The sequence below is a fragment of the 'Nostoc azollae' 0708 genome, from assembly GCF_000196515.1.
In the GTDB taxonomy this organism is placed as follows: Bacteria; Cyanobacteriota; Cyanobacteriia; order Cyanobacteriales; family Nostocaceae; genus Trichormus_B; species Trichormus_B azollae.
The window spans coordinates 594,547-614,314 of the sequence record NC_014248.1 but is presented as its reverse complement, the minus strand read 5'-3'; the positions used below and the strand labels follow the sequence as shown (position 1 = coordinate 614,314).

20 protein-coding genes, 1 tRNA gene and 2 pseudogenes are annotated in these 19,768 nt (G+C 39.2%); 12 read left to right on the top strand and 11 right to left on the bottom strand.

The annotated features are described in order from the left end of the window. Positions 1–72: 72 nt before the first annotated feature. The 4 genes and pseudogenes from rfbC (at position 73) to AAZO_RS42110 (ending at position 1,506) form a co-directional block, all read left to right on the top strand. A pseudogene (rfbC, locus tag AAZO_RS02835) lies at positions 73–618 on the top strand (dTDP-4-dehydrorhamnose 3,5-epimerase). Positions 619–674: 56 nt separating this feature from the next. Further along, positions 675–845, top strand: a complete 171-nt coding sequence (locus AAZO_RS42120) for a sugar nucleotide-binding protein (RefSeq protein WP_338027015.1) — start codon at positions 675–677, stop codon at positions 843–845. A 19-nt stretch (positions 846–864) separates the two neighbouring features. Continuing rightward, entirely contained in the window at positions 865–1,128 is a 264-nt protein-coding gene (locus AAZO_RS42115) for an SDR family oxidoreductase (RefSeq protein WP_338027014.1), read from the top strand. A 45-nt stretch (positions 1,129–1,173) separates the two neighbouring features. After that, a complete protein-coding gene (locus tag AAZO_RS42110; RefSeq protein ID WP_338027013.1) occupies positions 1,174–1,506 on the top strand; it encodes a sugar nucleotide-binding protein in 333 nt (110 codons plus the stop codon). A 5-nt stretch (positions 1,507–1,511) separates the two neighbouring features. Here AAZO_RS42110 and radA read toward each other — a convergent pair whose 3' ends face one another. The 3 genes and pseudogenes from radA to AAZO_RS28440 all read right to left on the bottom strand — a co-directional run. Continuing rightward, a complete protein-coding gene (gene radA, locus AAZO_RS02825; protein WP_013190098.1) occupies positions 1,512–3,068 on the bottom strand; it encodes a DNA repair protein RadA in 1,557 nt (518 codons plus the stop codon). Between the two features lie 197 nt (positions 3,069–3,265). After that, a complete protein-coding gene (locus AAZO_RS02820) occupies positions 3,266–4,000 on the bottom strand; it encodes an IS200/IS605 family accessory protein TnpB-related protein (RefSeq protein ID WP_228371460.1) in 735 nt (244 codons plus the stop codon). A 25-nt stretch (positions 4,001–4,025) separates the two neighbouring features. After that, positions 4,026–4,365: pseudogene (locus AAZO_RS28440) on the bottom strand (helix-turn-helix domain-containing protein); the annotation flags it as partial. A 276-nt stretch (positions 4,366–4,641) separates the two neighbouring features. On the opposite strand from AAZO_RS28440, the gene rpaB reads away from it, so the two are divergent. The 4 genes from rpaB to AAZO_RS02795 all read left to right on the top strand — a co-directional run bounded on the left by rpaB (position 4,642) and on the right by AAZO_RS02795 (position 7,925). Next, positions 4,642–5,370, top strand: coding sequence for a response regulator transcription factor RpaB (gene rpaB, locus AAZO_RS02810; RefSeq protein WP_013190096.1), 729 nt, complete (start codon positions 4,642–4,644; stop codon positions 5,368–5,370). Between the two features lie 83 nt (positions 5,371–5,453). Further along, positions 5,454–6,092, top strand: a complete 639-nt coding sequence (locus AAZO_RS02805; RefSeq protein WP_013190095.1) for a cofactor assembly of complex C subunit B — start codon at positions 5,454–5,456, stop codon at positions 6,090–6,092. A gap of 104 nt (positions 6,093–6,196) precedes the next feature. After that, the gene (locus tag AAZO_RS02800) at positions 6,197–6,715 is read left to right on the top strand and encodes a DUF456 family protein (protein ID WP_013190094.1); all 519 of its coding nucleotides are present in this window, start codon (positions 6,197–6,199) and stop codon (positions 6,713–6,715) included. Between the two features lie 535 nt (positions 6,716–7,250). Beyond that, positions 7,251–7,925 carry a PEP-CTERM sorting domain-containing protein gene (locus AAZO_RS02795; RefSeq protein WP_013190093.1) on the top strand — a complete coding sequence of 225 codons (675 nt, stop codon included), beginning with the start codon at positions 7,251–7,253 and terminating at the stop codon, positions 7,923–7,925. Between the two features lie 137 nt (positions 7,926–8,062). Here the strand turns inward: AAZO_RS02795 and nblB are convergent, their stop codons facing one another. Together nblB and AAZO_RS02785 are read right to left on the bottom strand one after the other, a co-directional pair. Next, entirely contained in the window at positions 8,063–8,719 is a 657-nt protein-coding gene (nblB, locus tag AAZO_RS02790; RefSeq protein WP_013190092.1) for a phycobilisome degradation protein NblB, read from the bottom strand. A gap of 107 nt (positions 8,720–8,826) precedes the next feature. Further along, positions 8,827–9,285, bottom strand: a complete 459-nt coding sequence (locus AAZO_RS02785; RefSeq protein WP_013190091.1) for a CBS domain-containing protein — start codon at positions 9,283–9,285, stop codon at positions 8,827–8,829. A 431-nt stretch (positions 9,286–9,716) separates the two neighbouring features. On the opposite strand from AAZO_RS02785, the gene AAZO_RS02780 reads away from it, so the two are divergent. Then, the gene (locus AAZO_RS02780; protein WP_013190090.1) at positions 9,717–10,016 is read left to right on the top strand and encodes a hypothetical protein; all 300 of its coding nucleotides are present in this window, start codon (positions 9,717–9,719) and stop codon (positions 10,014–10,016) included. Positions 10,017–10,138: 122 nt separating this feature from the next. On the opposite strand, the gene mutT is transcribed toward AAZO_RS02780, so the two are convergent. The 5 genes from mutT to dpsA all read right to left on the bottom strand — a co-directional run bounded on the left by mutT (position 10,139) and on the right by dpsA (position 17,403). Further along, positions 10,139–10,558, bottom strand: a complete 420-nt coding sequence (gene mutT / locus AAZO_RS02775; RefSeq protein ID WP_013190089.1) for an 8-oxo-dGTP diphosphatase MutT — start codon at positions 10,556–10,558, stop codon at positions 10,139–10,141. 191 nt (positions 10,559–10,749) lie between these two features. Then, on the bottom strand, positions 10,750–11,094 hold the full coding sequence (locus AAZO_RS02770; protein WP_013190088.1) for a DUF760 domain-containing protein: 345 nt from the start codon (positions 11,092–11,094) through the stop codon (positions 10,750–10,752). Positions 11,095–11,345: 251 nt separating this feature from the next. Then, positions 11,346–12,302 (bottom strand): RNA polymerase sigma factor, RpoD/SigA family, encoded by a 957-nt coding sequence (locus AAZO_RS02765; RefSeq protein ID WP_041642460.1) that lies wholly within the window; start codon positions 12,300–12,302, stop codon positions 11,346–11,348. Between the two features lie 674 nt (positions 12,303–12,976). After that, on the bottom strand, positions 12,977–16,261 hold the full coding sequence (gene carB, locus AAZO_RS02760; protein ID WP_013190086.1) for a carbamoyl-phosphate synthase large subunit: 3,285 nt from the start codon (positions 16,259–16,261) through the stop codon (positions 12,977–12,979). 587 nt (positions 16,262–16,848) lie between these two features. Next, positions 16,849–17,403, bottom strand: a complete 555-nt coding sequence (gene dpsA, locus AAZO_RS02755; protein WP_013190085.1) for a DNA starvation/stress protection protein DpsA — start codon at positions 17,401–17,403, stop codon at positions 16,849–16,851. A gap of 314 nt (positions 17,404–17,717) precedes the next feature. On the opposite strand from dpsA, the gene AAZO_RS02750 reads away from it, so the two are divergent. After that, entirely contained in the window at positions 17,718–17,954 is a 237-nt protein-coding gene (locus tag AAZO_RS02750; protein ID WP_013190084.1) for an Asr1405/Asl0597 family protein, read from the top strand. Positions 17,955–17,994: 40 nt separating this feature from the next. Further along, the gene (locus AAZO_RS02745) at positions 17,995–18,579 is read left to right on the top strand and encodes a (2Fe-2S) ferredoxin domain-containing protein (RefSeq protein WP_013190083.1); all 585 of its coding nucleotides are present in this window, start codon (positions 17,995–17,997) and stop codon (positions 18,577–18,579) included. Between the two features lie 19 nt (positions 18,580–18,598). On the opposite strand, the gene AAZO_RS02740 is transcribed toward AAZO_RS02745, so the two are convergent. Then, positions 18,599–18,672: transfer RNA gene (locus tag AAZO_RS02740), tRNA-Pro, on the bottom strand. Between the two features lie 127 nt (positions 18,673–18,799). Here AAZO_RS02740 and lipA point away from each other — a divergent pair. Continuing rightward, positions 18,800–19,669, top strand: coding sequence for a lipoyl synthase (lipA, locus tag AAZO_RS02735; protein WP_013190082.1), 870 nt, complete (start codon positions 18,800–18,802; stop codon positions 19,667–19,669). The last annotated feature ends 99 nt before the right edge of the window (positions 19,670–19,768 follow it).

The window sequence follows — 19,768 nt, the reverse complement described above, 5'->3', positions numbered from 1 at the left end:
GTAATTAGTACATTAGAGAATATTTTATTATCATGGGTGGTTTAATTCTTTTGAGGCAAGAAGTATAATGCTATGAACGTCGTGTTTACAGAAATATCTGATGTGCTGCTAATTGAGCCCCAAATCCTTGGAGATAAACGTGGCTTTTTTTATGAAAGTTATAACGAAAGAGTTTTTTTAGAAAAGGTAGGAATATTATCTCATTTTGTCCAAGATAATCACTCACGTTCTATTAAAGATGTTTTGCGTGGTTTGCACTACCAAATTGAGAAGCCCCAAGGAAAACTGGTGAGAGTTGTAGTAGGTTCGGTATTTGATGTGGCTGTTGATTTGCGAAAAATTTCTGCCACTTTTGGTCAATCTGTTGGTGTGTGTTTGTCGGCTGAAAATAAAGATCAATTGTGAATACCACCGGGTTTTGCTCACGGTTTTGTAGTGTTGTCTGAATATGCTGAGTTTTTGTACAAAACTACTGAATATTATGCACCTCAGCACGATCGCACTATTTTATGGAATGATCCTAATTGAGCGATCACATCGCCTATTAAAGATGAACCTATTGTCTCTGCTAAGGATAAGGTTGGTAAGCTGTTATCGGAAGCAGAGGTGTATTTATGAAAATCCTCTTAACAGGTACAACTGGACAAGTCGGTTAGGAACTGCAACGCACTTTGATGACTGTGGGTGAAGTCATTTCTGTAGGGCGTAACCAAATGGATTTAGCACAACCAGATATGATTTATCAAACAATTAGAGAAATAAAACCCGATTTCATTGTCAATCCTGCTGCTTATATAGCAGTAGATCACACCAGGCGCAATACAATTAATAGCCATCGCTATTAATTGTATTGCGCCTGGTGTGATGGCTGAGGAAGCCAAGGATCTGGGTGCAGCTATGATTTACTATTCTACAGATTATGTTTTTGATGGGACTAAAAATACTCACTATACAGAAAATGATCAACCAAACCCCACAAATATCTATGGAAAAACAAAGTTAGCTGGTGAGGAGGCAATCACATCTGTAGGTGTTGATCATTTAATTTTTCGCACTAGTTGGGTTTATGGTTTGCATGGGAAAAACTTTTTACTGATGATGCAAAGACTGGCGAAGGAACGGGAATAAATCAGGGTAGTTAATGATTAAATTGGCGCACCGACTTGGAGTCGGGTGATTGCGGAAATTACAGCCCAAATTATTTCTCAAGCTCTGCCAAATGCATCTGATTTTTTCGCTAATCAAGGTACATTATATCACTTATCAGCAAGTGTAAAAACTACCTGGTATGGTTTTGCTAAAGCAATCTTTGCCAGAGAAATTTTTGACCCTGATTTACAATCGAGTCGACGCAAGTTACAGAGGTTAATTGCTATTACTTCACAGGAGTATCCTACAGCCCCAAGCAGACTAGGATATTCTCTTTTAGATAATCAAAAATTATCTCATGATTTTAAATTGGTGATGCCAGATTGGGAAAGGATTTTAGAGTTATTGCTTGCTTAGTTTTCTTATTCCTCATCCGGTTCTAAATCTTCTTCTGTAAGTTCTTGATGGGGAATGGCGGCAATAATGGCATCTATGACTTTGGAAACTTGCACAATCTCAATGTTAAGGTCAGGGAATTTTTGTCCTTTGGGAACAATCGCACGTTTAAATCCGAGTTTTGCTGCTTCTTTTAACCGCAGTTCCATTTGGGAAACTGATCGCACTTGTCCCCCTAACCCGACTTCCCCAATTAATACTGTGCCTGGATCAACTATTCTGTCGCGAAAACTGGCAACTATGGCGATTGCTATTCCTAAATCTACTGCTGGTTCTTCTACGTTCAAACCCCCAGCAGATGCAACGTAGGAATCTAATTTGGACATGGGTATTCCTACTCCCTTTTCTAATACGGCGAGAATTTGAACCAAGCGGTTATAATCTATACCTGTTCCCGCTCGACGGGGTGAAGGGTAACTAGTGGGACTAACTAAAGCTTGCAATTCAACAACTATTGGTCTTGTTCCTTCACAAGCTACGACTATGGCTGTCCCTGGTGCGGGATCGTCACGGTTGCCTAGAAACAATTCTGAAGGATTATTTACTTCCCGTAATCCTTGGGATACCATTTCAAATATACCAATTTCGTGGGTAGCTCCGAAACGATTTTTTACTGTTCTTAATAATCGATGGGATGCAAAGCGATCGCCTTCAAAATACAAAACTGTATCTACTAAATGTTCTAATACTCTCGGACCGGCAATCGTCCCTTCTTTGGTAACATGACCAACAATTAACATGGTAATATCTTCATGTTTAGCCACTTTCATTAAAGCAGCAGTACATTCCCGGACTTGTGCTACTGAACCAGGTGCAGATGTCAATGCTGGAAAGAATACTGTTTGTATACTATCAATTACTGCCAAATTTGGTTTAAGTGAGTCTATTTCCCGAAGAATTTCTTCTAAATCTGTTTCTGGCAAAACATACAGATCCGCACCGATGCTGAGAGGATTTATAGGCTCTTCTGTACTATTTTGTATATCCATAGTTCCTGCTGCATCGGTTTCTTTACTTTCAGTTTCGTCAGTAACTACTATATTTATGGGTTTGGACATTCCCAAACGAGAAGCACGTAATTTTACCTGTTGTCCAGATTCTTCTCCTGTGACGTAGAGAATACGGTATTTTTGTGCTAACTGATTAGATACTTGTAGTAATAAAGTAGATTTTCCTATACCTGGATCGCCGCCGATTAGCACCATTGAACCGGGGACAACGCCCCCACCGAGTACCCGATCTAATTCTCTATATCCAGATTCCCAACGAGCAATTTGGCGATCACTAATTTGCTCGAAAGTCAGTGAAGCTCTTGGTTTAGCTGGTTTAGTAGTAGATTTACCATTAGTTTGTGCAGCGTGCCAGTTACCTACTCCCCCATGACTAAGTATGTCTACCCTAAAAGGTCTGGCATTCTGTTCTACTAAAGAATCGTAAGTGTCACAATTTGAACACTTTCCAAACCATTGGGAGAACTCGGCTCCACATTTGCTACAAATGAAAATGGTTTTTGGCTTTGCCATGTTTAATGTTTGTTTAAGAAACTTAATTCTTCCTTAAGTTTTGGAGATAACTAAAGTTGAATACTAGTAGTTACAGCTTTTTCCAATTAACTAGATATTGATTTTGCTAAATTGTGATTACGAACAATGCCTTTGACATGAAGATTCTCTACTTTAACTCTCCCCTAGCCTTTAGCCTAGGGGAGAGTCAAAGGATGCTACACAACAAGGCTAAAGCCATATTGCTTGCTAGGCGTTTTCCTTTCCAATTTAAGAAGATTAATCCTTCTTGGAGCGGTCAAAGACCCTCTCGACACTCGGTTAAAACCTTCGTGCTTACTTTTCCGTCCGATATTCAGTGAACCATTTAGATCTGCATTCACCAGATGTGCAGTTTTTGTCCTGTAAAATCCACGCTGAATTCGCTTATCAGAAAACTGATATTCTTTTGGATTCTCGGCGTTGTAAACAGGTATCTCATCACCATCAGGCGCACTGGCTTTGGAGGTGTAAGATTCGTCTTGCTCCTGATAGTTCAATCCATATCTTTCACACATTGCCTTCAGCTTATAAGGCAATGTGTGAAAAGGAATTTGGACGAAGTTTTGGTTATTGCATCCACCAATATTGATTTCTTGTTTGATACTAGGATTGTAGCCAACAATCAAATTAGCGATACTATTTTGGATGCAGTGATTAACCATAAATCTTCCTGTCTTATTCAGGTAATCTCTGACTTGATTATTACGTTTTGCTGTAAGTTTCACTTGTTGATTAGTGATACCCTTAATTAAGAGCGTATCCTTGATATATTGCAGTTGAGCATTACGCTTGTTGAACCACTGGTTAATAGATTTGATTGGTGGAGCATCCACAAGAAAGGATGCCCATATTATCGATACAGTGGGCTTTAGCTCACCCTCTCCTTTTTCCGCCCAGTGGCTAAAAGCCACTGGGTTTCCAAACTCCCATGAGGTTTTTTATGAAAGCTTGGCTATGCTTAGATTTAAATTTAGGAAACCCAGCCTGGTTATCAACAAAGTCTTTGTATGCTGTCATTAAATAGAGTCTTGTAGCTTCTAAAATCTGACTATCACAATCAGCTAACCACACAGACAGTATATTCAGGTTTTTTCAGTGCAGGAAGAAATGCGTTAAGTGCTGACCTGCCTAGACCCTTACCCGTTTCTTTATAAACCTCAATTGATTTATTTATGGCATAATTCCACCACCAATCAGGGCAACCAAAAGTTTTAGCTAATTGAAGTTGCTGCCCTTGGGACGGATATAAACGGACTTGAACTACTTTGTGTAACACTCAACATCACCTTCTTGTTTACCTATTTTAACACAAAGTATAATTTGTGTTAAAGCTCATCAAATTATAATAATTGCTGATTCCGCACTATGTATTGTTACACTAACATACATCCAGTTTTTGTTTTTGCTGTGCAGAAAATTAACATTTAATATTATAGATGCAATCGTCATTAGCAGCTCAGAATCAGCATTTTACCAGTACATTGAAGGTGGTGACTTCTGGGATCTGTTAAAATCCGTAATGTAAAATTCCAGTTAGGGAGCTTAGGAAAACTTGGACAGTCATAAAGAAAAAATCCTGGTAGTAGACGACGAAGCCAGCATTCGCCGGATTTTGGAAACGCGCCTTTCCATGATTGGCTATGATGTAGTAACTGCTGGTGATGGAGAAGAAGCTTTAGAAACTTTTCGTAAAGCTGAACCAGACTTGGTAGTTTTGGATGTGATGATGCCCAAGCTAGATGGTTATGGTGTTTGTCAAGAATTACGCAAGGAATCTGATGTTCCCATTATTATGCTAACAGCTTTGGGAGATGTAGCTGATCGCATCACCGGCTTGGAATTGGGCGCTGATGACTATGTGGTTAAACCATTCTCTCCTAAAGAATTAGAGGCGCGGATTCGCTCAGTTTTACGACGAGTAGATAAAACTGGTGCGACTGGTATTCCTAGTTCTGGAGTAATTCACGTCGGGAATATCAGAATTGATACAAATAAGCGCCAAGTTTACAAAGGCGATGAACGTATCCGCTTAACCGGGATGGAGTTTAGCTTACTAGAATTATTAGTGAGCCGTTCTGGAGAAGCTTTTTCTCGGTCAGAAATTTTACAAGAAGTTTGGGGATACACACCAGAACGCCATGTGGATACTCGCGTGGTAGATGTACATATCTCGCGGTTAAGAGCAAAATTAGAAGATGATCCTAGTAACCCAGAACTTATACTAACTGCTAGAGGTACTGGTTATCTTTTCCAAAGGATACTGGAATCGGGCGAAGAGTGAAACTGGGGAATAGGGAGCAGGGCGCACGGGGAGAATAATAACTAACCAATGTTCAATGCCCAATGACCAATGACTAATGACCAATGACTAAATCTGATCCTAATGTTGTTTTGCGGCGTTTGCCCTTGGTAGTCGGGGGTTTGAGTGCTGTACTTTTGCTGGTTAATCGCTTGTTGACACCAGAACTCACAAATTCTCAAGCACGGGGGGATGTGTTGGGGGTAATTTTGAGTGCGGTGTTAATTTTAACGGGTTTAATTTGGCAACAGGTACAGCCGCGATCGCCTGATACTGTACAACTAATTGGGGAAGAGGGATTTATTCTAGCACCAGATTTACCAGAAGCCGTGAAGACAGAATTAGCCTGGGCATCGCATTTATTATTGACCAATACAGTCACGCGATCACTCATAGTTTACTACCAAGGGAAAGTTCTGTTACGTCGCGGTATTCTGGCATCTAAATCTGAAGTCATACCAGGAACAATATTACAACGGGTGCTGGAAACACAAAAACCAGTTTATTTAGTAGCGTTGAAAGTATATCCCGGCAGAATCGAATTTGATTATTTACCGGAGAACACACAAGGAGTAATTTGTCAACCTATTGGAAAAGAAGGTGTTTTAATTTTAGGAGCAAATGCTCCTCGTAGTTACACCAAACAGGACGAGAAGTGGATTGCGGGAATTGCCGATAAATTGGCTGTAACTATTCCAGAGTAGGGGTGTATGGGTCTAGGGGAAAATAGGGAGGAGTTTTCCTAATTAGGTATCTCCTACGGAAGCCGGAGGCATTATTAAAAATTACGAATTATGAATTAGAAATTATGCAAATAATTTACTGGTTATTAATAGCTGTCATGCTTGTGGGTGTAGTTGGTGCAGTAGTTCCAGCTATTCCTGGTAGTAGCTTAATATTAGTAGCTATTATTCTCTGGGGAATCGTCAGTAGTTCCTTTACAGCCATTAAAATTCCCTTGATTGTCACTATTATCGTTCTATTTTCGAGTATGGGAGTAGATTTCCTAGGTGGTTACTTAGGTGCAAAACAAGCTGGTGCAAGTAAATGGGGACAAATTGGTGCACTTGTCGGTTTATTTCTGGGATTTTTCGGATTATTGCCAACATTACCCTTTGGGGGACCACTATTAGGAATCTTACTGGGTCCACTTTTAGGCTCAATTATAGGTGATTATACTTGCCGTCGCGACTTGGGTAAAGCGGTCAAAGCCGGGATAGGAATTACAGTCGGAACAGTAGTAGGGAACTTACTTCAGGGTATTATCGCTGTTAGTGCTGTCGTAATTTTTATATGGACTACCTGGAGTCAAGTATATGGAGGGTAGTATTTTCATAGTGAAATATAGTTTAAACGGCAATTTCTGACAACTTTAAATAATCTGGCAGACTGTTGCGGGGTAGATAAATTAAAAATAAAAGTCAATAAAACCTTGAAATATGGGCTTTTCGTTGATTCTTAAAACAGATAGTACAGCTGTTCCGATTCACTAAACTGGCTTGATTTAAGACTATTGCCGTAATATTACGTTTTACATTTACGGATGCAAGAAAAACAACTATCTTCTTGATAAAGATAATATCAAGATGCTTCAGTATATGTTGCCAGTCACTGGCTGAGTATGTAATTATTGTTGTATGGGGAACACAGAAAAAACTCAAGGAACTCAAGCAAACAGCTACAGTATCCTAACGGTCTTAACACAGCAATCCTAGCCTAGTATTTAAACAAAAACACAAAACGACTCCATACAGGGATAATATCACTTAATTTCATAAACTACTACGCAACTTACAGGACGGTTGCTAGGAATATCACCTAATTATTTGTTCGCAATTTTTTGATAGGAGCGGAAGACTACAATGTTTAATTTCAAATCTGAATTGTTAGGCGCTGCTGCTGTACTACCTATTGCTGCTGCTGGTTTCTTAGGTTCTGCTGGTTCTGCTCAGGCCTTAACACTGAATGGCAGTATTGGTATTAATGGTACAGCTATAGTTCCTAGCGATGGAGTGAATCCAGCTACTACTAGCGTTACGTTTGTCGATGTTGATGGTGTGGATCTTACAGGTGATTTTGCAAACTTCACACCAAACTCGGACTCAAATACATTGGCTATTACAGGCATTAGTATTACCACTCTGAATCTAACAAGAACAGCTATTATCTCAGCTATAAGAGCTACATACTTAACAGGAACTTACACTCCATTTATTGACTTTGGAGAAAGAACCCTAGATGGTGTTACTGCCTTTCTTACCTTTGACCTAGACTATACTGAAGTTACCATAACTCAGTTAGCGAGCAATAACATCAGTGATGTAACATTGGATGGTCTGACAGGAAGATTTAATTTCGATGGAGTAACTGTGGCGACAGGCTTTTTGAACGCTTCTCTTTCTGGTATTTCAAGCACTTACCAGTTAACTATAGTTACTGATCTAACTCCTATTCCGGAACCAACTACAATGCTAGGTTTAGGTTTGTTTGCTGCGGGAATGACTGTAGCTCGTCGTCGCCAACTAGTAAAAGCTTAGTTTGAAAGACTAGTTCTGACATCAAGATCTTAATTTGCGATCTGGTTGGAATGCGACAATTTACCAACCAGGTCAATTTTTTTGATCTGTAGAGAAGTTGTATACAATATCTCTACATTCTTTTGTTTACCATATGTCTATTCCAAAGCTTGTTTCGCTTCTTGTCTGATCGCATCTACTTCATCATTAACCAGTGTCTCCAGAATAGATTGAGCTTCCGCACCACCTAAATTGCTTAAAGCTTGGACAACTATGTAACGCACTTGCCAATCTGGGTTAGTGCTGTATGGAATCAATAGAGAAACTGCTTGGACATCTCCTAACTCACCTAGAGAACTGATAGCAGCAGTTTGGATTAAACTGTTATCTGAGTTAAGAGCTTGTTTGAGAAGTTCCAAACTGCGCGGATCACCAAATGCTCCTAATGTAGCAATAATACTGAATTGTACTAGCCATTCCGAGGTTGTATGGTAAAGTTGCTCTAAATCTTCAAAAGCTGCGTGTAATTTAAGCGCACCTAAACAATCTGCTGCTGCTGCTTGCACATCCGCTTCAGGATCATTGAGCAGTTCGCGTAATATCCGCAAAGATAAATCGAAATCCTGCTCTCCCAGGGTATCAAGTTGACTTACCGCCGAATAGCGAACACGGGAATTTTTATCACCAATAGCGATTTGAACCAATTCAAACCCAGTGTTTGGTTCTAGTTCTCGAATTTGATTGACTGCACGCAAGCGATCGCCCAAATTCTCCGAACTCAGTAATTCTCTCACAGATTCAGCAGAAGCACTCATGATAATTATCCTAGATTTTGAAAATTGTAATTAGTCATTGGTCATTGGATATTGGTTTAGTTGTTCTTCTTCCCCTGCTTCCTCCCCCCTTGCTTTCTTTCCAGTCCCTACTCTGTAGCCATAGCTCGGATAATATCACCACGAGTTAGAATACCTATCACTTGACCTGTGCTATCTAACACTGGAAGACGGTGAACTTTATATTCTTGGATTATTTTTGCAGCTTCTTTCAGGGGTTTATCAGGAGTAATAGTAATAGGGCTTTTACTCATCACTTCCCCCACAGTTTGTCCTAAAGCCTTGTGTAAATCCCGTTCATAAGCACCGGGATTTTGTAAATAAATCACACTATCCAAAAACATGATGTAAGCTGGGGGAGTTACACCAGTTTCTTGCCACATCAAGTCAGTTTCTGATATAATTCCCACCACTTTACCTGCATCATCAATAACAGGTAAACCACTAATTCGCTTTTCTGCCAAAATTTGGATAGCTTCTTTTAAGGGAGTTTCAGGACGAACCAGAATAGGATTGCTACTCATCACGTCAGCAACAGTTTTAGGCATTTTTTTTACTTACACCTTTTATAAAAGTATTTATTAATTATTGTAGAAAATTATGAGTAACAAATAAATACTGTTAATACATTGTTACTTCTTATTTTGAGAATAACCACTCATTGTCCTGAGACATACTTTTATATAAACTAGAATCAGTAGGTTGAGTTGACGTAAGAAACTCAAAAATTATTAAAACTTTTCTTGGGTTCCACTGTAGCTTAATCCAAGCTAAATCTTTATTTATCAATTTAATAGCCTAAGTCTCTAACAGCTTTCATCAACTTTTTATATCTTTCAACATTGCTCTGATTTCAAGATAGTTCTGCGGCTACTTGGAAATTAGAAATAGCAGCTTCATCATTACCAAGTCTGGCATAATATTGAACCGCGATTACCATAAGCAGAATCTAGTAACGGTTCTAATACCAATTCAAAAAATGTTTGCGCTAAATAGTACAGAATTACGCGCTGCGGGATTTGATTTAAGTTCTTTATCACAACAAGGTTCGGAAACTTTTGCTTTCAAATCTGCTAAATCTCTTGTACCAATTGGTAAATATCTAGCAACTTTAATTTTAGAATGCAATCATGATAATGATGATGCGGTCGTACTCAAAGGAGAAACAACTCATATCAAACGTCTAGAACCTTCTACTATTTTTGGATTAATGACAACTGCTTTAATTTTTGCGGCGAGTAATTTTGATAAATTGCGTAAATTTCAATTGAGCAAATAGCAATATCTAACAATAGATACGTTAAAAATGAAGAAATAATAATTAATCCTTCATCCCTAAAAATGTTCATCTAACTTTTTGATATACTTGATTGTTTATCTGGCGATTTTTTCCTGACTTGATTAATTATCATTTTGACCTTTTCTCAAAGCGGTAATAATTGCTAAATTCGCTTCTGGAAAACTAAAATCATCTAACTCATCTAAACTTACCCAACGAATTTCTGCACATTCTATAGCTTGGGGAATACCTGCTAAATGACGACAGTGATACACAGTTAAAGTTACTTGCAAATGGCTATAAGTATGATTAATAGTAATCAGATGTATGCCAACTTCTATTTTAATTCCTAACTCTTCTAAAATTTCCCTGCCAATACACTCTTCTATCGTTTCTCGTGATTCAATTTTACCACCAGGAAACTCCCATAAACCAGCCATTGTTCCTTTGGGAAGACGACGGTCAATTAAAATTTGTTTTTGGTCGTTCCAAATTACAGCAACACCAATGATTTTATGAGGAATAGTAGATATTTTATTCATAGAATAATACCCAATCGTCAATAAAGAACTCGACAGATAGATTCTTTGACTGTCGAGTTTGTAATTATACCAAATTTGCAATATAAAATATTAACATTTATTTATTCACTAAAAAACACCAATTATTAAATTTTTCTTGTGAAGTTGATATTTCGCAGAGAATTTATTTAACTGGCGTTAATGTCGTTGTTCTATTCAGCAACATCACTGCTATTTGCTTCAGTTTCTTGCAAGCTCATGTTAAAGCTCATTCGCTGTTCAGCATTACGCAAAAAATAACCACTAATCATAGCAGATGCCAGTAACCGTCCCAAATTTTCCCTATTCGTAGTTATAGTCACACCGAAGTGTTCAGAAGGTAAGTTTCCTAATAGTCCTGTGATATTGCGTTCCATCACGTGAAAGACTTCGGGAGAATTTGGTTTGGATAGCTGGGTAACTGTTTCTGGACTTAAGGATTTAACGTAATGCCATAAGTTGCTAGTTTCAGACTCGCTATCAAAAAACTCAGAGACTCGATTCGGTTGGTTACTCACTTTTGATCTCCTTTACTAACACTGTTAATTGCGGTGTTTGGGACTGAAATAATTAATAACCTATTTCGTATTGAAATTAGATGAAAATTGTGTGTTCATATCAATCAATTTAACAGGTTATGCCAGTCGTGGGAGTCGGTGAAACCGTACCAAAGGCGGAGTATTTTTACGAATAGGTAATTGGTGATTGGGTTATTTAAATCCTCAACTTCCTAATGACTAATCCCCAGTCACCAGTCCCTTTCAACTACCTAACTAGCAAGATATTCGTTAATATTAGCTTTAGATTTGCGAAGTTTCGTTAAGGCTTCGCGCTCAATTTGTCGGACTCTCTCACGGCTGATATTGAGGATTTCTCCGATTTTGGAGAGTGTTAAAGCTTGTCCATCTATTAACCCGAAGCGTAGTTTAATTACTTCCTTTTGTTGAGGAGTTAGTTCTTTCATCAGACGTTCTATGTCGGAAGATAAAGAAGATTGGATCACAAAATCTTCTGGGGTTGCACCTGTATCTTCCAACATTTCACCCAGTTCTGTGTCGTAATTGTCTCCTAACCTTAAATCTAGAGATAAAGGCAGTCGGGCTTTTTCTAGGCACTCCCGCACTTGTCTGGGTGTTAGTTCTAATTCGTCAGCTAGTTCTATAGCTGTGGGTGCACGTCCTAATTTTTGAGATAGTTGACGTTGGGCTTTTTTAATTTTATTGAGTTTTTCTGTAATATGAATAGGTAGCCTTATGGTGCGAGCTTTTTCAGCGATCGCACGAGTGATGGCTTGACGTATCCACCAGTAGGCATAGGTAGAAAATCTATAACCCTTGGTGGGGTCAAATTTTTCTACTCCCCGTTGCATCCCAATACTACCTTCTTGGATTAAGTCGAGCAAATCGATATTACGCTTAATGTACTTTTTCGCAACAGAAACGACTAGACGGAGGTTGGCTTCTACCATTCTCCGTTTAGCAATTTCACCTTCTGCAATCGCTGTATTTAACTCTACTGGTTCTACTTGTGCTGATGCTGCCCACTCTTCTAAAGTTGGCTGATAACCTAACTGGGTAGCAAGATTTTCCCTCACTTCATACAAGGTTGTACATCTTTGTACCTGTTTACCATAATGAATCTCTTCTTCGTGGGTGAGAAGTGGAACACGGCCGATCTCACGCAGGTAAGTCCGCACAAGGTCGGTGGCTGTCTGGGCGGTCTTCATGGCGATACTTTTTGGTGATGATGGGTTTGCTGGTAGTGTCATTAGCTGATAAATGCCTTGAGAGGCTGCTACCCAGATGACCTGGGAAACCATGCTAAGGTTTGCAAATTAAATGCCCGATGAACTCGGCTGCTCGTATTAATTTGGTCAGTTTTGGCTCCTTAACTGCTAGAAGTTACAGTCACTTCCTAGTGATTACAAGTATCTACAGTTAGATATAAGGTAGCAAGTTAAACATTTCATGTTTTACTTGAATATTAATAATTGTAACATTTATGAGAATATTTTGACTACCGAGAAACCCGAAACTTCTTGGTAATTTCCGGTTACTAACTCCCTTAATTATAATGGTAGTATTTTAGACTGTGTAATGAGCCGTCCAATTTTGATAACCCTTGTATAATTAAGATTTGAGGATTTTAGCTTACCTTGGTTATAGTGGCTTATGCTATCAGCTCATATATCTTAAGCCACCGAAATGGTTCTTTGGAGAGGAAATAACTTCCTCATATTTGTTAAAATATCTCAATGATAACTATCATGATTCTCTTATAATGATTGCTTAATATTTCAGGTGACAGGGAAGTAGGTGTGTAGGGAGCAGGGGAGAAAAATAAGTTATTTCTCCTGAACTCCTGATAGTGGAGCGTGGTGATAACCATACTCCTGAAATCCTACCCCATTGGGCAATATTCTTGAATCACCTTCACATCCAAAGTCGTATTTTGCAAAGAACGGATAGCTGCTACTGTTGCTCTAGCTCCAGCTATGGTAGTAATGATAGGGATTTTGTAGGCTAGGCCAGTACGTCGGATTAACCGCGCATCGGTTTGTGCTTCCTCTCCTGATGGCGTATTAATAATTAGTTGGATTTTCTCATTTTTGATAGCATCAAGGACGTGGGGACGCCCTTCATGTAGTTTCAAGATTAAGTCAACTTTTACCCCGTTTTGCTGTAGAACTTGGCGTGTCCCTTGGGTAGCGATGATGGTAAAACCTAAGCTGATAAATTCTTTTACTACCTCTATGGCTGCACCTTTATCTCTATCACTCATAGACACAAATACGCTTCCTTTACGTGGGAGTTTTTCCCCTGCACCTAATTCTGCTTTTGCAAAAGCGCGGCCAAAGTCAGCGTCAATACCCATGACCTCCCCTGTGGAACGCATTTCCGGTCCTAATAAAGTATCTGTACCGGGGAATTTATTAAAGGGTAATACAGCTTCTTTAACGGCTATATGAGAAGGAATAACTTCTTGGGTAAAGTTCAATTCTTCTAGGGTTTTACCCGACATGATTAAGGATGCTAATTTGGCTAAGGGGATACCTGTGGCTTTGGAAACAAAGGGGACGGTACGGGATGCTCTAGGGTTGGCTTCTAGGATGTAAACTTGGGGAGAGTAACCGTTTGCACCAACGACTGCAAATTGAATGTTCATTAAACCCACAACGGACAAGGCTTGTGCTAGTTGCACAGTCCAGGTGCGGATTTGGTTTAATACGGCTGGGGAAAGAGAGATTGATGGTAGGGAACAAGCGGAGTCTCCTGAGTGAATTCCGGCCTGTTCTATGTGTTCCATAATGCCGCCTATGACGACTTTACCTGTATAATCGGCGATCGCATCTACATCCACTTCAATGGCATTTTCTAAAAATTTATCAATTAAAATCGGGTGTTCTGGTTCTACCTGTACTGCAAAAGTCATGTATCTTTCTAACTCTGCATCAGAATAGACGATTTCCATCCCCCTTCCTCCTAATACATAGCTAGGACGAACTACGACAGGATACCCAATCCGTTTGGCAACTATTAATGCATCTTCATAACTTCTAGCAATACCATTAGGCGGTTGAGCAATATTTAACTCTTGCAAAATGTTTTCAAACCGTTCCCGATTCTCTGCCATGTCGATAGAATCAGGAGATGTACCCCAAATCTGAGGGACTGGGGACTGGGAACTGGAAACTGGGGACTGGCAACTTCTTCCCTGTAAATATTGCTGTAATGGTATGGCTAATTTTAATGGTGTTTGTCCACCGAACTGGACAATAATACCGACAGGGTTCTCGGCTTCAATGATGTTGATAACGTCTTCTTTGGTTAAAGGTTCAAAGTACAAGCGATCGCTGGTATCGTAATCTGTAGAAACTGTCTCTGGGTTAGAGTTCACCATGATGGTTTCATAACCGGCAGCTTTCAGAGAATAAGCTGCATGACAACAACAGTAATCAAATTCAATTCCCTGTCCAATACGGTTTGGACCACCTCCCAAAATCATCACCTTGGGCTTGTCGGTGGGTAATACTTCCGTTTCTTCTTCGTAGGTAGAATAGTAATAAGGTGTGAAAGCTTCAAATTCAGCCGCGCAGGTATCCACAGTTTTGTAAACTGGTTTAATACCTAGTTTTTGCCGATATGCTCTCACTTCATCTTCCTTGGTTTTGGTCGCATAGGCAATTTGGCGATCGCTAAATCCATTTCGCTTCACTTCATACATTTTCTCTTTTGTCAACTGCTGTAAAGGTGTGCGTTTGAGGAACTTCTCAACTTCCAAGATTTGCTGTAATTTATCCAAAAACCAAGGATCAATGGCTGTTAGTTCATAAATCTCTTCATTAGTGATACCCAACTGCATCGCATGACGCAACGCATATACTCTTTCTGGGTTGGGAGTCCGTAATTGAGCGCGTATTTGTTCCGCACTAGGTAATTTTTCTGACTTATCACAACCCCAACCTGCACGACCCGTTTCTAAAGAACGCAGGGCTTTTTGGAAAGATTCATTAAATGTCCGGCCAATAGCCATTGCTTCCCCGACAGATTTCATTTGTGTAGTCAGAACCGAGTCAGAACCAGGGAATTTTTCAAAGGCAAACCGGGGAATCTTTATCACCACATAATCTATAGTCGGTTCAAAGGATGCAGGAGTTTGTTTCGTGATGTCATTTTTAATTTCATCCAAGGTATAACCGACAGCTAACTTTGCGGCTATTCCCGCTATGGGAAAACCAGTGGCTTTGGAAGCTAAAGCAGAACTACGAGATACACGGGGGTTCATTTCAATAACTACCACATCCCCGTTCACAGGATTTACCGCAAACTGAATATTAGAACCGCCGGTCTCTACCCCAATTTCGCGGATAATTTTAATTGCCATATCTCGTAGACGTTGATATTCCTTATCTGTGAGAGTTTGAGCAGGTGCAACTGTGATAGAATCGCCGGTATGAATGCCCATAGGATCGAAATTTTCGATTGAACAGATAATCACCACGTTATCTGCTAAATCTCGCATTACTTCTAGTTCATACTCTTTCCAACCTAGCAAAGATTGGTCAATGAGAATCTGAGAAACAGGACTAGCATCAATACCGACCTGTGCCATCAGCTCAAACTCTTCTTGATTATAGGCGATACCGCCACCGGTTCCACCCATTGTAAAAGCGGGACGAATAATGAGAGGATAAGTACCGATATGATGAGCGATCTCTTTAGATTCTTCCAAAGAAGACGCTGTACCACTAGGACAAACTGGAACCCCAATCTTGCCCATCGCTTCATTAAACAACTTCCGATTTTCAGCTTTTTCAATTGCTGGTAATTTTGCCCCAATCAATTCCACATTATACTTATCCAACACCCCATTTTTCGACAAAGCCACAGCCAAATTAAGGGCGGTTTGTCCTCCCATTGTTGGTAACAAAGCATCTGGACGTTCTTTTTCAATGACCTTTGCTACCAATTCCGGTGTTAGTGGTTCAATATAAGTGCGATCGGCAGTTTCCGGGTCAGTCATAATGGTAGCAGGGTTAGAATTAACCAACACGACCTCATAACCCTCTTCCCGCAAAGCTTTACAAGCTTGAGTACCAGAATAGTCAAATTCACAAGCTTGGCCAATCACAATCGGACCAGAACCTAACAGCAATATTTTTCTGATATCTTGACGACGAGGCATAGTTTTTACTTTAGATTGAGAAAATACAAATCTTGACTATTTTAAGGGTCTTTACCCCTGATCATCTTATATTAAGTTTTCCGGGTATCACCCAGTAGCGTGCGTCAGAGATTCAAAATCTGCTCATTATCTATCCCATACATATAATGTTGGCATTTATTTGCACCTATCTAAATTTAGATATAATTAATAAGTCTATAAGGTCTACTATATGTTGTTTGTTCCGTGTATTAAGGAACCTATTCCTACAGAAAAAATGCAAATATACAAACACAGAAATACATCCATATTTACAAATACATATTTTGATTTCTTGATGACTTTTAAACTGAGAATTATAAAAATAATTCTCACAACATCAAAAATAGACTGATTTAATAACCATCAATATAAAAAAACAAATATGACAGTTAATCACAATTAATATATCTAATATCTTTCCGATTTTACCGATAATCATTTTGGCAATGTCCATGAAAAAAACAGAGATCAATTTTCCATATCTCTGCCAAAATTTATTTTACTGAAAATTCCGCTCTTCAACCTATTCTTTAAGTAGTCTTAAACTAAACCTAACCATTTAAAGTTTATTTATGTGCGGGTTGCAAAAATCCTAAAGTTAGACTTTCTTTAGCTAATAAATGTGCTAAATGATAAGCTCTTTCTTCAGTTTTTAACAGAATTTTCTCATAGAGATAGCGTGTACCTCTATCTCCTAAACTCTCAGCCTGAGTAGCTTGACGACGAATCACACCAATCATTACTTGTTCTGCTGCAAGGTCATTTTCTACCATCTTCTGGGAAGAATAAACACCATCAGCTTCAGGTTCAAAGCAGCATAGTTCCGCTAATTTACTAAAACTTGCTGCAGGTACACCACCTAACCCATTTAAACGTTCGCCAATCTCATGAATATGATCTTGAACTTCTCGATAGCTGTCATTGAAGAAATCATGCAAGGAAGTAAATTCTGCACCTTCTACCACAAAATGATGTTTTTGATACTGTAAATAAAGTGCTTGAAAACTTGCTAACGTAACGTTAAATCCTTCTACTACTGGAGCAGTGACGCTGTTATCTAGTAATATTGGATTGTCGTAAACTTGACCAAAGTTGTGTAAAATAGCTTGAGTATCGGACATCGTTCTCCCCTTTTTGTGACAGTTAGAATTTTTAACTGTTCAGTTCTTACATATTAACATTGAACAAAGTGAACGCAATACTAACAAACCTGAGTCAAATTTAGATTTTTAATATTTGCAAGTCAGAGTTCTAACTCTAAGTTTCTGATCACTCATATATTATTATTGACTAACCGGCCTAAGTATGCTTGGTCAGGACAGTATAGTAAAATGAGATTTTATTGCAAAATTAATGATAATATTTTTCATTTAATGTATTCTGAAGACAGATTGGGGTTAGATGTTTAGTTTGTTCTGTACTTAGAACTCTAAAGATGGAAGAAAAGAAGGTTATAGACATAAATTGGGCAGATAGATGGCAGGTCTATCAACGTCTGCGGCAGTTGGATATTCCCTGTACATGTGAGGTTAACCAACCTTTACGGGTCGAAATAGCCACTCCAATATCAGCACTGCAAGCTTGGAGTGTAATGCGGCAAATAACAGCTTCTCGTCAAGATAGGATTCGGAGTTTGGAACGCTGCTGGTGTATGCGTCACAACAACTTTTAATTAGCTGATAGTTTCTTTTAATTAAAAAAAGGTTAAAAAAATGAGAATATCTTCTAGTATGGAAATGACAGAATTTTGCTTAGAAGGCAGATTTTTAGATTTTGTGATTAAGGATGGTTATAAATTGAAGGGTTTATTGTTGGCCACCAGCGAGGGTCAATGCTATGTGAAGTTAGCCAAGCATTTACGGGTGGCTTTTGATTTGGGTTTACCACATGGTACTTGGTTGCAAGTGGTAGGTACGAAAAAGTATGATTCTAAAAAAGATGAACTGACATTAAAAGCTGAACGGGTTATGGCTACAAGTGTTGATATGGGACTTAAACCTAAACCTGAAGCAGCCAAAAAGCAGACTATTTTATTTTGTCAAAAGTCAGGTTGTATGAAAAGCGGTGGTAAAGCTGTATGTCAGATGTTGGAGAAAGAGTTGAGTGATCGTGGTTTGGACAATAAAGTAAATATTAAAGGTACTGGTTGCATGAAAAACTGTAAGGCAGGCCCTAATTTAGTTATGCCAGATAAAACTCGTTACAGTCGCATCCAAGCCAGACAAGTTCCCGCAGTTATAGATAAGCATTTGGGGAAAAATATGGAAACAGAAGTGCCTCAGTTTGTAAAAGTTTAGGCAATAGATATGAAACAAATCGGGATGACTGGATTCGAACCAGCGGCCCCTTCGTCCCGAACGAAGTACGCTACCAAGCTGCGCCACATCCCGCTGAAAAAACAGCAATATAAGCATATAATATCACAATCAGCACAAAATAATAAATCTTCCATCTTCCACAAAGGTCTTTGCTTGCTAGCATTAGATTTGTATAACTAAAAAATGGTAAAAGTAGACTGTGACTTTAAAACCAGACTGGTTGAGGGTAAAAGCACCTCACTGGGAGCGTGTCGGTAACGTTAAAGAAATTTTGCGGGATTTATCCCTCAATACGGTTTGTGAGGAAGCATCCTGTCCCAATATTGGTGAGTGCTTCAATGCTGGTACTGCTACGTTTTTGATCATGGGACCAGCTTGTACAAGGGCTTGTCCCTACTGTGATATTGATTTTGAGAAAAAACCTCAACCATTAGATTCTACAGAACCGACTCGATTAGCAGAAGCTGTACGTAGAATGTGGCTTAATCACGTCGTCATCACTTCTGTGAATCGGGATGATTTACCGGATGGTGGTGCATCTCAGTTTGTTCATTGCATTAATGCAGTTCGCAGCGTGTCACCACACACTACAATTGAGGTGCTAATTCCTGATTTATGCGGAAATTGGAATGCTCTGGAAATTATTCTTGAAGCTGCACCAGAGGTACTCAACCACAATACAGAAACGATATCACGCTTATATTGGCGAGTACGTCCCCAAGGTAATTATGAGCGGACAATGGAATTATTACAACGCTCTCGCCAGATTTCTCCCAGTACATACACCAAATCCGGTATTATGGTAGGCTTAGGTGAAACTGATGCAGAAATTCGTCAAGTTATGCAGGATTTGCGAGCAGTAGATTGTGATATTTTAACTATTGGACAATATCTCCAACCTAGTCAAAAACACTTGCAAGTGGCTGAGTTCATCTCTCGAGAACAATTTGCTGCTTGGAAGGTATTCGGAGAGAAATTGGGTTTTTTACAAATAATTTCTTCACCATTGACACGAAGTTCATATCATGCAGAACAAGTTAGGGAACTAATCACACGCCATCCGCGATAATCAGTTATGACTTACTGCAGATTGCAGATCAATGAGGTACAGAATCTAAGTTAAAACCTAGACAGCAAGATAGTTTTACTCCTGACTCCTGATTTGTGC